The sequence below is a fragment of the Vibrio casei genome (assembly GCF_002218025.2).
GTDB lineage: Bacteria > Pseudomonadota > Gammaproteobacteria > Enterobacterales > Vibrionaceae > Vibrio > Vibrio casei.
The window spans coordinates 291,164-305,863 of the sequence record NZ_AP018680.1; the positions used below are offsets into that span (position 1 = coordinate 291,164).

Annotated in this window: 15 protein-coding genes and 1 pseudogene; 14 read left to right on the forward strand and 2 right to left on the reverse strand. The window is 33.2% G+C overall.

Translation table 11 applies throughout. From position 1 onward, the window contains the following. The first annotated feature begins 3 nt into the window (after positions 1 to 3). The 13 genes from VCASEI_RS19735 to VCASEI_RS01435 all read left to right on the forward strand — a co-directional run bounded on the left by VCASEI_RS19735 (position 4) and on the right by VCASEI_RS01435 (position 10,216). Positions 4 to 537, forward strand: a complete 534-nt coding sequence (locus tag VCASEI_RS19735; protein WP_089110530.1) for a polysaccharide pyruvyl transferase family protein — start codon at positions 4 to 6, stop codon at positions 535 to 537. A 4-nt stretch (positions 538 to 541) separates the two neighbouring features. After that, entirely contained in the window at positions 542 to 1,807 is a 1,266-nt protein-coding gene (locus VCASEI_RS01380; protein ID WP_089110531.1) for an ATP-grasp domain-containing protein, read from the forward strand. Between the two features lie 26 nt (positions 1,808 to 1,833). Continuing rightward, positions 1,834 to 2,721 (forward strand): glycosyltransferase, encoded by an 888-nt coding sequence (locus VCASEI_RS01385; protein ID WP_089110532.1) that lies wholly within the window; start codon positions 1,834 to 1,836, stop codon positions 2,719 to 2,721. Positions 2,722 to 2,755: 34 nt separating this feature from the next. Next, positions 2,756 to 2,998 (forward strand): hypothetical protein, encoded by a 243-nt coding sequence (locus VCASEI_RS01390; RefSeq protein ID WP_162621000.1) that lies wholly within the window; start codon positions 2,756 to 2,758, stop codon positions 2,996 to 2,998. Between the two features lie 11 nt (positions 2,999 to 3,009). After that, complete coding sequence (locus VCASEI_RS01395) at positions 3,010 to 3,858, forward strand: hypothetical protein (protein ID WP_089110534.1); 849 nt, start codon at positions 3,010 to 3,012, stop codon at positions 3,856 to 3,858. 67 nt (positions 3,859 to 3,925) lie between these two features. Then, complete coding sequence (locus VCASEI_RS01400) at positions 3,926 to 4,732, forward strand: glycosyltransferase (protein WP_162621001.1); 807 nt, start codon at positions 3,926 to 3,928, stop codon at positions 4,730 to 4,732. Between the two features lie 42 nt (positions 4,733 to 4,774). Then, the gene (locus VCASEI_RS01405) at positions 4,775 to 5,995 is read left to right on the forward strand and encodes an O-antigen polymerase (RefSeq protein ID WP_089110536.1); all 1,221 of its coding nucleotides are present in this window, start codon (positions 4,775 to 4,777) and stop codon (positions 5,993 to 5,995) included. 2 nt (positions 5,996 to 5,997) lie between these two features. After that, a complete protein-coding gene (locus VCASEI_RS01410) occupies positions 5,998 to 6,639 on the forward strand; it encodes a hypothetical protein (RefSeq protein ID WP_089110537.1) in 642 nt (213 codons plus the stop codon). Next, positions 6,632 to 7,396 carry a hypothetical protein gene (locus VCASEI_RS01415; protein ID WP_089110538.1) on the forward strand — a complete coding sequence of 255 codons (765 nt, stop codon included), beginning with the start codon at positions 6,632 to 6,634 and terminating at the stop codon, positions 7,394 to 7,396. The genes VCASEI_RS01410 and VCASEI_RS01415 overlap by 8 nt, the downstream gene beginning before the upstream one ends. A 38-nt stretch (positions 7,397 to 7,434) precedes the next feature. After that, entirely contained in the window at positions 7,435 to 8,553 is a 1,119-nt protein-coding gene (locus VCASEI_RS01420) for a glycosyltransferase family 4 protein (protein WP_089110539.1), read from the forward strand. Positions 8,554 to 8,847: 294 nt separating this feature from the next. Further along, positions 8,848 to 9,141: an IS66 family insertion sequence element accessory protein TnpA gene (gene tnpA, locus VCASEI_RS01425; RefSeq protein ID WP_086960553.1), complete on the forward strand. Its 294-nt coding sequence runs from the start codon at positions 8,848 to 8,850 to the stop codon at positions 9,139 to 9,141. Beyond that, positions 9,138 to 9,305, forward strand: coding sequence for an IS66 family insertion sequence element accessory protein TnpB (gene tnpB / locus VCASEI_RS19845; protein WP_089110540.1), 168 nt, complete (start codon positions 9,138 to 9,140; stop codon positions 9,303 to 9,305). The genes tnpA and tnpB overlap by 4 nt, the downstream gene beginning before the upstream one ends. A 77-nt stretch (positions 9,306 to 9,382) precedes the next feature. Continuing rightward, the gene (locus tag VCASEI_RS01435; RefSeq protein WP_238321378.1) at positions 9,383 to 10,216 is read left to right on the forward strand and encodes an IS66 family transposase; all 834 of its coding nucleotides are present in this window, start codon (positions 9,383 to 9,385) and stop codon (positions 10,214 to 10,216) included. Between the two features lie 93 nt (positions 10,217 to 10,309). Here VCASEI_RS01435 and tnpC (VCASEI_RS01440) read toward each other — a convergent pair. Further along, a pseudogene (tnpC, locus tag VCASEI_RS01440) lies at positions 10,310 to 11,724 on the reverse strand (IS66 family transposase). Positions 11,725 to 11,823: 99 nt separating this feature from the next. Further along, the gene (gene tnpC, locus VCASEI_RS01445; protein ID WP_110957761.1) at positions 11,824 to 13,212 is read right to left on the reverse strand and encodes an IS66 family transposase; all 1,389 of its coding nucleotides are present in this window, start codon (positions 13,210 to 13,212) and stop codon (positions 11,824 to 11,826) included. 292 nt (positions 13,213 to 13,504) lie between these two features. Here tnpC (VCASEI_RS01445) and VCASEI_RS01450 point away from each other — a divergent pair, with 292 nt between their 5' ends. Further along, the gene (locus VCASEI_RS01450; RefSeq protein ID WP_110957762.1) at positions 13,505 to 14,698 is read left to right on the forward strand and encodes an aldose 1-epimerase family protein; all 1,194 of its coding nucleotides are present in this window, start codon (positions 13,505 to 13,507) and stop codon (positions 14,696 to 14,698) included. The last annotated feature ends 2 nt before the right edge of the window (positions 14,699 to 14,700 follow it).

A 14,700-nucleotide genomic window follows, 5' to 3' on the forward strand; every position in this document is an offset into this window, starting at 1 on the left:
TCCATGTTCTCTAAAAATTTGGAATCTCTTAGAAATATAGTCAGTTATTTTGAAGAAAAAAATATTACAGTGGTTTTTATGCCATTTGATATAAATAAAAAAACGGAAGAGTTTCTTAGAAAAAATATAGCTAATAAAAACTTTGTATTCTATGAAATGAATGATTATTTAAAACTCAATGATGCTATTGATATGATTAAAAATGCAAAGCTAGTTATATGCAATAGATATCATGCTATGGTATTATCGGTAGCTAATAAAACACCAATTATTAATGTCATAAAACCTGTAGGGGATTATAGATACTATTATAATAAGAATGCGGGTTTTTTAGATAATGCATTTGGAAGCGAAAACATTAATTATAATGATTTTATTAAATCCAGTTTAGATGATGTATATTATTTAATAAAATCGGAATACGATTCTTTTTGTGAAAGACAAAATAAAATATATGATTTGGATATTTATTTGAGTAATAAAAATAAGTTGAAAGAAAAACGCTCAAAGTACTTTGATAATATTGTTAATAGGTAAGAAGATGAACATTCTAGTAATACCAAGTGGCACAGAGGTTGCCCATGAAATTGTACGATCACTTGTAGGCGTTAAAAATATTAACGTTTATGGAGCCAATAGTGTTGATTCTTATACTGAGATAGACAAAGAAAATATTACAATTGGGATCCCATATATTAATGATAATAATTTTATACCATCAATAATTGAAATTTGTAAATTAAATAATATAACACATATATTTCCAGCACATGATGATGCCTCTTTAAAGCTTACAAAAAATCAACATCAATTAAATGCTAAAGTTGTATCTTCTTGCTATAAAACCAATGAAATATGTCGTTCAAAAAGAAAAACATATCAATTATTGAAAGATATAATTAGAGTGCCGATGATCTATGACTTTCGATCTCAAGATTTAGAGTTTCCTTTATTTTCAAAGCCTGATACTGGTCAAGGTAGTGTCGGTGTAAAGAAAATAGAAAATATTAAAGATTTAGATTTAGTCACAGATAGTGATATCTTATGTGAGTATTTGCCAGGAAATGAATATACTGTTGATTGTGTTACAGATTCATTTGGTGAACTCATCTTTGCTGGAGCAAGACTAAGACGATCTACGAGGAATGGTATTGCTGTAGAAACTGAATTGGTTGATGATAATGAACAATTCTTTACATTTGCATATAGTATAAATAAAAAACTAAATCTTAGAGGTGCTTGGTTTTTTCAAGTTAAAGAAGATAAAAATGGAGATCTTTGTTTATTAGAGGTCGCAACAAGAATTGCTGGATCAATGATTACGAATAGGTTTGTAGGAATAAACTTTTCTGAGCTATCTATTTTAATATCAAATAATATACCAGTCTCAGTATTACAACAGAATTTTAAAGTTAAACTATTTAGAAATTTAGCATTTCAATTTCAAGTAGATTTGAAATTTGATCATATTTATACTGATTTTGATGATTGCTTAATTTTTGAAGATAAGGTAAATAGTGAGTTAGTGTCTTTTCTATATAATGAATTGAATAATCATAAAAAAATAACATTAATTACCCGCCATAGCGGTGATTTAAATAAAAAATTAAAAGAATTACGACTTTATGCATTGTTTGATGAAATAATACATATAACTAATGGTGATAAAAAATCAAATTATATATTAAATGCCAATTCTATCTTTATTGATGATTCATTTTCTGAGAGAAAAGATGTATCTGATAGTTTAGGCATACCTTGTTTTTCTGTTGATATGATTAGAGGTTTAAATTGTCGAACCAAATAATAGCCAATCTGACTGAAGAAAGTATAATGGCTCATTGGAAATATACAGATCGTATATATGTAAGCTGTATCTGCCCAGCTTATAACCAAGAAGAATTTATCTCTGAAACAATAGAATCTTTTCTTTCTCAAATTACAGAGTATAAATTTGAAATTATCATCCATGATGATAAATCCACGGATAATACATTAAAAATTATCAATAAGTATCAAGAAAAATATCCTAAACTAATTAGAATTATTGAAAATAAAGTAAATCAATATTCGATAGAACCATCTAGGCCAATATTGAATTTGCTAAATAATGCTCAGGGTGAGTATATTTGTATTTGTGAAGGTGATGACTTTTGGACATCTAATAGTAAAATTCAAGAACAGTATCAATACCTGGCAAGTAATCATGATTGTTCTATGCATGTTTTTGATACGAAAATAATTGATGAAAATGGAAATTTGATATCTGATTCAAAACAAAATAAGTTTAAAATTGAACCAGGTATCTACAATAAAAAGAGAATGAATGAAAAATTTATTTTTTTAACTTTATCCGTTATGTTTAGAAAAAATGATGTTTTACCATATCCACAAAGGTTTTCAAAAATAATCAATATGGATTCAATGCTACAAATTTTGCTATCTTATAAAGGATATGCGTATATAGATAATAAGGTTTGCTGTGCATATAGAGTTACTTCTCAGGGGGTATGGAGTCAAGCAAATAATGACTTTAAAGACTACTCAAATATATCTAAATTGATAGAATTGAATTATTTTTATAAGGAAAATAATGATATAACGTTGGCAAATGATGCTGCAATATCAATTATTTTTCAAATAATAAAAAGTAATAGTATTAAAGGGTTGACTGTTAGTTTTCTTTGTAAACTCTTTAATGTTATAAAAAATAAAATCTGATATTGGTACAAGTTTGCATGGTGCAATAATTGCAATGTCATACTCTGTACCTCATTATGGATTAAATAAAAAGATAAAAAAATTAGATGCATTTTTAAATGATTGGTCTATTACTCCTTTTAATAGATGTTATTCAATTGATGAAATTTCAGACGTTATACTTAATAACAATAGTGATAATATTCAATATCGATTAGAAGAAAATAGAGTTAAGAACTTAGAGTTAGTGAAAAATAACTTTGAAGAAATTATTAAAGTAATTAATTTTGATAAATGAGTATTTAGATAATGTATGAGGTTGCTATTTTAGTTGTTTTATATGATTGTAATATATCACAGTCAGTAACATTAAATTCTATAATTAAAAGAAAATTTAAAAATGCACATTTAACCATTTGGAATAATGGTCCACATAAACTCAAAAGTATTGACGTATCTTTTTTGCTAGACAGTGGATTGAATGTTGAGATTAAAGAAACATTACATAATGAATCATTAGCTATTATATATAATGATTTCTTAGATTCTAACTCTTCTCAAAAATACATGATACTCGATCATGATTCAAGTATTACGGAATCATACTTAGATGATGCTTTTTCTATAAAGTCTAGTGAATTGGGTATTCCACATATATTTTCTCAAGGAAAGCCAAGAAGTCCTACTATAAATAGAAAGCCTTTATTATCTATAGATACTCCATTAAAGAGTAATGATAGTGTAATTGCAATTGGAAGTGGAATTGTTCTTGGTTCTGATATAATAAAATCAATTAAAAATGAGTATGATACTGTATTCGATGAAAGGTTTTATTTATATGGAGTGGATACTACATTTTTTTATAGATTTAATAATGTAATGAAAAATGATGGAATTAAATTTATTCATGGATTTAATCATAACCTTTCTAGGTTGGAAGTCGAAAATGAAGAAGTAACTTCATTTAGATTCATTGAGCGTGCTTATGATCAAGGATTGACTTTAAGATATTATAATAATAAGAAAATGCAAATAGATATCATAATAAGAATTACATTATCAGTATTTATTAAGAGCATCTTTAGGGTGAAAGTTAAAATGAATTATTTAAAATTTATGGATGCATATATTTCGGGTAAGCATTATCGAGATAAATAATATATTCTACTAATGATAGAATGAGTTTGTAAAATTTATATATGATATGTTTAATTATAAGGTTGTTATGAAAATTGTATCTGTTGTTATAACCAGCTATAATCGTGGGCCTCTATTAAAAAGAGCGGTTAATAGCGTTTTAAATCAAACATATAAGAATTTAGAGATTATCATTGTGGATGATAATTCAAAGGATAAAGAAACTATAAATATTCTTACTGAACTAAATAGGATATCCCCTAAAATTAGAGTAATAATTAATAAAGAAAATAAAGGTGCAAATTATTGTAGAAATTTAGGTATAAATGCATCTATGGGATACTATTATACAGGTTTAGATGATGACGATTATTTTTTACCACATAGAATAGAATTATTTATAAATAAATATAATGATAAATACGCCTTTGTTTGTGATAATTATTGGATTATAAATAATGGGATAAAGAAAAAGCGTTTTTATTCTAAATGTAAATTAAGTGTTAAATCTTTAGAGTATGAGAATAAAGCAGGAAATCAAATATTTACAACTGTGTCAAAAATTAAAGAATCAGGATTGTTTGATGAAAATTTAAAAAGATTACAGGACCATGACATGTGGTTTAGAATGATGTTAAAGTATAAAGTTGCTGTGCGTTTGAATAGTTGTACTTATGTGATGGATATCAGCCATGATGGGTATCGTATAACTAAAAGCATTAAAAATATTGAAGCTTATGAAAGTTTTTTTTATAAGCATAAACAAAACATAAGTAAATTAGGTTGTTTAAAAAATATCAATAGAATTGACTTTTTAAATGGAAATTTTAAATTTAATATTAGCTCATTTTTTACACCTAAATTGATTATAAAGAAAATTATAGAATGGTTATGATTCATTTGTTGGTTTTTAAAATATATAAGGTTTGATAAGTTAATGTTTTTAATGAATTTAATGTTAATTTTATTTTTCATTTTATTTTGTATTACTTGTATTTATATCGATAATAGCAAAAGAAAAATAATTAGTTTATCGACAATGCCTCTGTTTTTTTTTATGGCACTTTCTTTTCCTTCTTTAGAAGGAGCTCCAAAATATTTATTTTTATACGGCAGTTTGTCTGGCTTTCCTAATGAATATGTCTATACATACATAATATTGATGTTATGTGTGATGGTTGCACTTATTCTTTCTAATAAAATAATTGCTGGAAATAATATTGAGGTTATAAAGGAAAATGATTTAAATAGATATGATGTTAAATATATAGTTAATATTTTTTATTGCTGTTCACTATTATCAATCTTGGCTTTTTTGTCTAATTTAAGTAATGTCATTGATATATTGACTTCAAATATGGTGTATATAAGAGATTATGAAAGTGAATTTGGTAGTAATAGTGTAATAAATTATTTATATTTTTTGCATGTTATAACAATACCATGTTATTTTTATTTAACCTATATAAAGAAAGTTAAAGTTAAGTTTGGTTTTGTTTTGTTTTCTATTTCTGTCATAATGCCATTCTTTCATGGTATTAAATTTACTGTATTTGATGCGTTTTTTCCTACAGTTATATTTTATTATCTTTTGTCTAAAGAAGTTAAAATAAAGAATTTTTTATATATATTTATTTTTGGTTTGTGTTTTTTATATTTATTTTTCACCTATGCTCGAGGGACTGGGGATGGTGTTACTTGGTATCAGGCTATTATTAATTATATTATGCCTAATTATTATAATCTGGCATTTACAATTGAAAAGTTTGGTTATCAAAATCTATTCGATGGAGGCTACTCTTTACTTTTTCCTGCTAAATTACCTAAGCCTGATTATGTTCAAAATATAATTATAAATACTGAAGGTTTTTTGCTGAATTATAAATACAATATGTATACTTCTATTTTAGCATTTTATCGTATTTTAGGTGTGTTTTCTGGCTTTGGTTATATGGTGTTTATTATACTAATTTCTGTTGTTTATAGGTTTGCATGTAAGAAAAATAATTTCATCTGGTATTTTATTTTTGCAATATTAATTACATGTAATTTCCTTAGTTTCTATTATTGGATGCTTTTTAAACTAAAGTATATATGGTTAATATTGTTTGTTTTTTTTCTTTACAAATTGTTTAATTTAAGAGTTTCTCGGGGTTGAATATGGATGTGAAAAAGAAAGTATATTTTGATGTATGTGGGACATTATTTGATGTAAATACAACATTTGATTTTATTTTATTTTTTCATAAAAAGAAAAATAATCATTTAAAAACTCTCTTATGTTTAATACTGAAAGGGATTGTTGGGAAGATCATTAATCGAATTTTAAAGGTTTCATTAAGAAAAATGTTTTTCAGAACAATATTAAATGAATCACATGATGATTTGTTTAATATTGGTAGTGATTATGTGGATTATATTTTAAAAAATAATAAAATAGAGGAAGTGTTTAAAGAGTTTGATTTTTTTGTTTCAAAACCTTTAGAGTTTGAAGTATTTCTGATTTCTGCATCTATAAATCCTATCATAGACAACCTGTCTTTAAAACTTAATGTTAAATCCTATAGTTCTAAATTAAAATTTATTAATGAGCGGTTTTCTGGTGATTTTAATTATGATTTGAAAGGTAATAAGAATGAGGTTTTAAATCATAAGTATAATAATTACATTTTTTATTCTGATAATATTGATGATTTACCATGTTCTAAATTAGTTGAAATATATTATTGTATTTTAAAAAAGAATAAATCTAAGGGTGATATTAACTTTGACAGTAATAATGTGAGGTTTTTGTATGTTTGATTATTTACCATTATCTTATACATTTAAAAGTCGAATTTTGACCAAATCAGAAAGACTTAGTTGGTTTGTTATTTATCCGTTATTTTTGTTTCTTTTTGTTTATTTGTTTGAATTAAGTTTCGTTTATTTCCTACTCTATCTTTTTTCTATTGTTTCTGTGTATGAAGTGGGTTATTTGTATAATGATTTTGTTACGACTAAAAAAGAAAAAAACCCTACTTTAAGGGCCGGTGGATGGGAGGGGGCGGTTTATAATAATTTCCACTGTCATGTGGTGATTCGGATTCTACTTTCTTATGCAATCGCCATATCTATCTTTATTTTTTATAATGATTTTTACTTGTTAGTTGTGATATCTGCTATTTTGTTAACTTATTATTTTCATAATTCGCTAAGAAGTAGACTTAATGTATTCACGTATTTTTTATTAGTCTCAGAAAGATATATTGGTCCTATTGTATTTTTCAAATCGTTACCTGCTTTTTTTATAGTTTTATTATGCTTTCCTTTATGTCGAACAATTGAACATAGTTGTAAGAAAAAGTATAACTTTAATTTTATTAAAAATCTTGTAAAAGACCCTGACTTTTTTCGAGTTAAATATTATACCTTTATTTCTTTCCTTGTCTTGGGCATTATTTTTATTTTTGATTGGAATATCGAATACTTAATATTACCTGTTTATTTTTTAGTGTATAGAACTTTAGCTTATTATCTTCGAGGTTTTGCTAATAGAAATAAACATGATTCTTATTAATTCTATATGATTAATTTACATTTTATGGGATTTATTTTGTGAAAAAAATAGCTATAACGTCTAATACAAGTTGGTATGTTTACAACTTCAGAAAAAATACAATTTTATCTTTAATTGAAAAAGGCTATCAAGTTACAGCTATTGCGCCTAAAGATGAATATTCAGAAAAAATTGAGCAACTAGGTGCCACCTTTATCCATGTCGATATCGATCAAGGAGGAACGAATCCAGTAAAGGATATTAAAACCTTTATTGATTTCTTTAAAATTTACTCAAAGATTAAGCCCTCTGTTGTGCTTAATTTTACCCCGAAGAATAATATCTATAGCACGTTGGCGGCGAAGCTTTGCAAAGTGAAGGTCATTAATAATATTGCTGGTTTAGGAATGGTATTTATTAATGAGTCACTTACCGCTAAATTAGCTCGTTTCTTGTATAAAGTCAGCCAACGAAAAGCAGATAAAATCTTCTTTCAAAATGAAGATGATAGAAAGTTATTCCTAGATAATAACCTCGCGGATGAATCTATTACCGATAGGCTTCCTGGTTCTGGTGTTGATCTAACTCGCTTTACCCTTCAACCCGCCAATGATGACGGTGTTGTTCGCTTCTTACTTATTGCCCGTATGCTTTACGATAAAGGCATTGGTCATTATGTGGAAGCGGCGAGAGCACTCAAAGCAAAGTACGGCGATAAGGTTGAGTTTCAACTGCTTGGTTTTGTAGGTGTGAATAATCCATCTGCTGTAACTAAATCTGAAATGCAAGCTTGGGTTGATGAGGGAATCGTTAATTATCTTGGTGTATCGGATTGTGTGGAACAAGACATCGCTAAAGTTGATTGTATGGTATTGCCTTCTTATTATCGTGAAGGTGTGCCTAAGTCGTTACTTGAAGCGGGCGCAATGGGAAAACCGATTGTAACCACTGATAATGTGGGCTGTCGAGAAACCGTTGATGATGGTGTGAATGGTTATTTATGTGCATTACGCAGTACAGAAAGTTTAGCTGAAAAGCTTGAGCTGATGATCACTATGACACATGAAGAACGTTTAGAGATGGGACGCCAAAGTCGCCTGAAGATCGAACGTGAATTTGATGAAAAGATTGTTATACAAAAATATCTTGATGCAATTGATGAGGTTTTACAAAAGTAATCTTTTCATTGATTTATAGTTTTCTTATTCTTTTTAATTTATAAAGTAATAAATTTCATAATAGAGCCTCAATATTTTTTACAGTATTGAGGCTCTTTTTTTATGTGTAAAAATTCAGAATCTGCTGAACTTGATTCAGCAATCAAAATTCATCTTAATTTTCTTTTATGTCGAGATAACGATCACAATGCCTTCTCATTCACATTGAAGGTTATTTATACGTAAGCGCGCAGTAAACCCCACATATCAATAATTTTAATGCTTGGGCATAGTATCTTTTTCAACGGAGGTGCTATGAATCAATCAGTAAAACGCCAGAAATGGGCGCTTATTATCGAACAACACAAGCAGAGCCAACTTTCGATTAAAGATTTTTGTCATCAACAAGCTATCAGTTATCAAACATTTTATTATTGGTCAAAGCGGCTCAATGAAACACCCTCTGAAAAACAAATAGCCCAAGCTATTGTGATTGATGACGACAGTCATCAATCCGTTACCGTTACTTTACAAAATGGCCTACGGATTGAATTACCCTGCAATCTATCCAAGTCCCAAATTCAAACGTGGATTGATGCACTGCAATGATACCGACAGGAAAAGTGTATTTAGTCTCTGGGAGCACCGATATGAGAAAATCCATAGATGGATTATCGATTATTGTCGCCGATATCCTAGATATGGATCCTTTCAGTGAATCTTGGTTTATTTTCTGTAACCGTAATCGTAACTATTCACCCAGGAGCTATTGACAGCAAATTTATGTGACTGAGTTAACTTGATCCCACATTCAACTTGAGTGATCTTTTTGTGGTGGCAATCTGGAGGTATGAATAAGAAAACATTACCTCCACCGCCAGATTTCGATTCGCCTGAAGAGGCGAAAGATATCATCCACTTTTTATGGAATAAGTTGGCTGAGCTTGAAGATAGGCTAAACCAAAATAGTCGCAACTCTTCTGTGCCATCATCTCAACAACCCCTGCATAATAAAGCTAAAAATACTTCGCCGAATCGGAAGAAATCTGGAAAAAAGCAAGGAGCTCAACCAGGTCATAAAGGCCATCGCCGACTGCTTCACCCTGTTGAAGACAGTGCCTCGGTTGAGCAATACTTACCGAATAAGATATGCCACTGCGGTGGGTGTGTTATTCCAAATAGAAAACCTTATAAACGACACCAAATCTTTGACTTGCCAGATATCTCATACACGCTTGTTGAACATCAAATTTTTAAAGGCGAGTGCTCATGGTGTGGTGATAAGCATCAAGCGGAGCTTCCAGAGTCTGTGCCCGATGTTCAAATGGGGCCAAATCTACATAGTTTTATCGCAATCCAGGCGACGCAGCACCACCAAAGCATAGGTAAAATACAATCTATGTTGAAAGACGTCTTCCAGCTTAACTTCTCAACAGGTGCAATATCAGCGGCGCAAGGACGAGTCACTGAATACTTAGCCGATACTCATACTCAAATTCATGAAACAGTCAAAGCATCTAAACTGATTATGGCTGATGAGACTTCGCATCAGCGCAATAATGATAAACGCTGGATGTGGGCCGCACTCAGCAATAACGTAGCCTTTTTCCAAATTAACAGTGGAAGAAACCAACATGCTGCCAAACGACTACTTGGTGAAGCGGTTTCACACCTTTTAGTGTAACTATTCACCCACGAGCTATTGACGACGGTTTACGCTAAAAAATACTGGCGCCTGATAATCGTAACTATTCACCCACGAGCTATTGACGACGGTTTACGCTAAAAATACTGGCGCCTGATAATCAACTTTCAACATGTGATGTTCGACGATTTCACGTAGCCATTTATAAGCAGAGACCTGCTGAAGTTTGGCTGTTTCTATCAGCGAGAACATTCGTTCGCGGAACGGGTCGCCTCGATATGAGCGAGTCACGTAACAACACTTCCTCATCAGTATGTAATTACGGAGAACTCGCTCCGCTGCGTTGTTTGTTAACGGGCACTCGGAGTCGTCCATAAACCGCCAGACCATGGCATCATCAGCGATGAGGTTTCGACATCTACCTCGATATCGTTTTGAGCATTGATAACTACCCAATTTGAGCCAATGAAGCCAGCTCTTTCGTAATCGCCTGAGTCGGCGGTAATATTGGCTTTCGGTAATTTTTTCTTCGATATATCGGTGATGACACCTGAATACGCTATGAGCGATTAAAGCGAGTTTTTCTCCGATTTTTTGGTTTTCAGGACAAACGCTTTCCTCGATAGCGATGACGTTCCTTAATATGTGAGCCCAGCATAATTGGCGCTTAGATTCGTCGATATATTTGTAGGCAGAATATTGGTCAGTCACTAAAAGGTGTGAAACCGCTTCACCAAGTAGTCGTTTGGCAGCATGTTGGTTTCTTCCACTGTTAATTTAGAAAAAGGCTACGTCATTGCTGAGTGCGGCCCACATCCAGCGTTTATCATTATTGCGCTGATGCGAAGTCTCATCAGCCATAATCAGTTTAGATGCTTTGACTGTTTCATGAATTTGAGTATGAGTATCGGCTAAGTATTCAGTGACTCGTCCTTGCGCCGCTGATATTGCACCTGTTGAGAAGTTAAGCTGGAAGACGTCTTTCAACATAGATTGTATTTTACCTATGCTTTGGTGGTGCTGCGTCGCCTGGATTGCGATAAAGCTATGTAGATTTGACCCCATTTGAACATCGGGCACAGACTCTGGAAGCTCCGCTTGATGCTTATCACCACACCATGAGCACTTGAGCACTCGCCTTTAAAAATTTGATGTTCAACAAGCGTGTATGAGATATCTGGCAAGTCAAAGATTTGGTGTCGTTTATAAGGTTTTCGATTTGGAATAACACACCCACCGCAGTGGCATATCTTATTCGGTAAATATTGCTCAACCGAGGCGCTCTCTTCAATAGGATGAAGCAGTCGGCGATGGCCTTTATGACCTGGTTGAGCTCCTTGCTTTTTTCCAGATTTCTTCCGATTTGGCGAAGTATTCTTAGCTTTATTATGCAGGGGTTGTTGAGATGATGGCACAGAAGAGTTTCGACTATTTTGATTTAGTCGGTCTTCAAGCTCTGCCAGCTTATTCCATAAAAAGTGGATGATGTCTTTCGCCTCTTCAGGCGAATCGAAATCTGGCGGTGGAGGTAATGTTTTCTTATTCATACCTCCAGATTGCCACCACAAAAAGATCACTCAAGTTGAATGTGGGATCAAGTTAACTCAGTCACATAAATTTGCTGTCAATAGCTCCTGGGTGAATAGTTACTGATAATCAACTCTCAACATGTGATGTTCGACGATTTCACGCAGCCATTTATAAGCAGAGACCTGCTGAAGTTTGGCTGTTTCTATCAGCGAGAACATTCGTTCGCGGAACTGGTCGCCTCGATATGAGCGAGTCACGTAACAACACTTCCTCATCAGTATGTAATTACGGAGAACTCGCTCCGCTGCGTTGTTTGTTAACGGGCACTCGGAGTCGTCCATAAACCGCCAGACCATGGCATCATCAGCGATGAGGTTTCGACATCTACCTCGATATCGTTTTGAGCATTGATAACTACCCAATTTGAGCCAATGAAGCCAGCTCTTTCGTAATCGCCTGAGTCGGCGGTAATATTGGCTTTCGGTAATTTTTTCTTCGATATATCGGTGATGACACCTGAATACGCTATGAGCGATTAAAGCGAGTTTTTCTCCGATTTTTTGGTTTTCAGGACAAACGCTTTCCTCGATAGCGATGACGTTCCTTAATATGTGAGCCCAGCATAATTGGCGCTTAGATTCGTCGATATATTTGTAGGCAGAATATTGGTCAGTCACTAAAAGGTGTGAAACCGCTTCACCAAGTAGTCGTTTGGCAGCATGTTGGTTTCTTCCACTGTTAATTTGGAAAAAGGCTACGTTATTGCTGAGTGCGGCCCACATCCAGCGTTTATCATTATTGCGCTGATGCGAAGTCTCATCAGCCATAATCAGTTTAGATGCTTTGACTGTTTCATGAATTTGAGTATGAGTATCGGCTAAGTATTCAGTGACTCGTCCTTGCGCCGCTGATATTGCACCTGTTGAGAAGTTAAGCTGGAAGACGTCTTTCAACATAGATTGTATTTTACCTATGCTTTGGTGGTGCTGCGTCGCCTGGATTGCGATAAAACTATGTAGATTTGACCCCATTTGAACATCGGGCACAGACTCTGGAAGCTCCGCTTGATGCTTATCACCACACCATGAGCACTCGCCTTTAAAAATTTGATGTTCAACAAGCGTGTATGAGATATCTGGCAAGTCAAAGATTTGGTGTCGTTTATAAGGTTTTCTATTTGGAATAACACACCCACCGCAGTGGCATATCTTATTCGGTAAGTATTGCTCAACCGAGGCACTGTCTTCAACAGGGTGAAGCAGTCGGCGATGGCCTTTATGACCTGGTTGAGCTCCTTGCTTTTTTCCAGATTTCTTCCGATTCGGCGAAGTATTTTTAGCTTTATTATGCAGGGGTTGTTGAGATGATGGCACAGAAGAGTTGCGACTATTTTGGTTTAGCCTATCTTCAAGCTCAGCCAACTTATTCCATAAAAAGTGGATGATATCTTTCGCCTCTTCAGGCGAATCGAAATCTGGCGGTGGAGGTAATGTTTTCTTATTCATACCTCCAGATTGCCACCACAAAAAGATCACTCAAGTTGAATGTGGGATCAAGTTAACTCAGTCACATAAATTTGCTGTCAATAGCTCCTGGGTGAATAGTTACCTTTTTTTATGTGTAAAAATTCAGAATCTGCTGAACTTGATTCAGCAATCAAAATTCATCTTAATTTTCTTTTATGTCGAGATAACGATCACAATGCCTTCTCATCCACATTGAAGGTTATTTATACAGGTATACGCTTTTTGCTGAATCGTTTCAGCTTTACGTGATAAAAAGACATAAGGAAATATTATGAAATTAAAACAAACATTTTCTGCGGTTGTACTTGGGTTAGCTGCCATGAATATTCAAGCGGCTGAGTTTGTATTAACGGACTCTGCAAAAGGTACCGATGTGGGGGATTGGCAAGTGAGCAATTCATCTCTTGGCCTGAAAAGTGATGATCATTTTTCTGTTGAGAAGCGCCGCCTGCATGGAGGTAAGCAGCTTGGTGTTGATGTCATCATTGTGAATAACGGTGAATTAACAGTGACTTTGGTTCCCACTCGTGGCATGGGTATTCTTCATGTCGAAAGAGATGGTGAACGAATTTTAGGTTGGGATTCTCCAGTTAAAGAAGTGGTTAACCCTATGTTCATTGATTTAGAAAGCCGTAATGGGCTCGGCTGGCTTGATGGGTTTAATGAAATGTTAGTCCGTTGTGGTTATGAGTGGACGGGGCATCCTGGTGTTGATGAGAACGGGCAGTTATTAAGCTTACACGGCCGAGTGCAAAATACACCGGCTTCTAATGTGAAAGTGACGATTGATGATACTCCACCGCATAAAATTACTATTGAAGGTGATGTTTCAGAACGTACCTTCAAAAAGGCAGAACTGACGACTCGTACCAAATTAGAGATTATTCCTGGGGAGCATTCGTTTTCATTGCATGACACACTCACTAACCATGCTAGCTACGATGATGAATACCAAATTATTTATCACTCTAATTTTGGGCGACCAATTTTAGAAGAAGGGGCGAAAGTGACGGCTGCGGCGAGTGAGGTCTCACCTTTTAATGATTACGCTCAAGCAGGGTTAGAAAGCTGGCAAATGTATTTAGGGCCGACTAAAGATTTCGATGAAATGGTGTTTAACCTTAAACCGATTGGTGATGAAAAGGGCAATAGCTTAGTGGTGCTTCATAACCGTTCGGCAAATAAAGGGGTTGCGGTTGGCTATAATGTTAAGCAGTTACCTGTGCTGACTTTATGGAAAAACACCGATACAGAGAAGCAAGGGTATGTCACCGGTATTGAACCCGGAACCAGTTATGCTTATAACACTAAGTTTCAACGCCCACTGGGTTTGGTTCCAACCATTAAAGCCGGAGAAAGTAAGCATTTTGATGTGACCTATACCGTATTAAGAAATGAAGGCGATGTGTCTCAAGCATTGAAGCAAGTGGATACCCCTCTCTGTCAGACTAGTTGTCGCGCTTAATA

Coding starts and splice junctions, on each gene's coding strand:
- VCASEI_RS19735 (WP_089110530.1), top strand. CDS start 4: ATGTTCTCTAAAAATTTGGAATCTCTTAGAAATATAGTCAGTTATTTT.
- VCASEI_RS01380 (WP_089110531.1), top strand. CDS start 542: ATGAACATTCTAGTAATACCAAGTGGCACAGAGGTTGCCCATGAAATT.
- VCASEI_RS01385 (WP_089110532.1), top strand. CDS start 1,834: ATGGCTCATTGGAAATATACAGATCGTATATATGTAAGCTGTATCTGC.
- VCASEI_RS01390 (WP_162621000.1), top strand. CDS start 2,756: ATGTCATACTCTGTACCTCATTATGGATTAAATAAAAAGATAAAAAAA.
- VCASEI_RS01395 (WP_089110534.1), top strand. CDS start 3,010: ATGTATGAGGTTGCTATTTTAGTTGTTTTATATGATTGTAATATATCA.
- VCASEI_RS01400 (WP_162621001.1), top strand. CDS start 3,926: ATGAAAATTGTATCTGTTGTTATAACCAGCTATAATCGTGGGCCTCTA.
- VCASEI_RS01405 (WP_089110536.1), top strand. CDS start 4,775: ATGTTTTTAATGAATTTAATGTTAATTTTATTTTTCATTTTATTTTGT.
- VCASEI_RS01410 (WP_089110537.1), top strand. CDS start 5,998: ATGGATGTGAAAAAGAAAGTATATTTTGATGTATGTGGGACATTATTT.
- VCASEI_RS01415 (WP_089110538.1), top strand. CDS start 6,632: ATGTTTGATTATTTACCATTATCTTATACATTTAAAAGTCGAATTTTG.
- tnpA (WP_086960553.1), top strand. CDS start 8,848: ATGAATCAATCAGTAAAACGCCAGAAATGGGCGCTTATTATCGAACAA.
- tnpB (WP_089110540.1), top strand. CDS start 9,138: ATGATACCGACAGGAAAAGTGTATTTAGTCTCTGGGAGCACCGATATG.
- VCASEI_RS01435 (WP_238321378.1), top strand. CDS start 9,383: ATGAATAAGAAAACATTACCTCCACCGCCAGATTTCGATTCGCCTGAA.
- tnpC (WP_110957761.1), bottom strand. CDS start 13,212: ATGAATAAGAAAACATTACCTCCACCGCCAGATTTCGATTCGCCTGAA.
- VCASEI_RS01450 (WP_110957762.1), top strand. CDS start 13,505: ATGAAATTAAAACAAACATTTTCTGCGGTTGTACTTGGGTTAGCTGCC.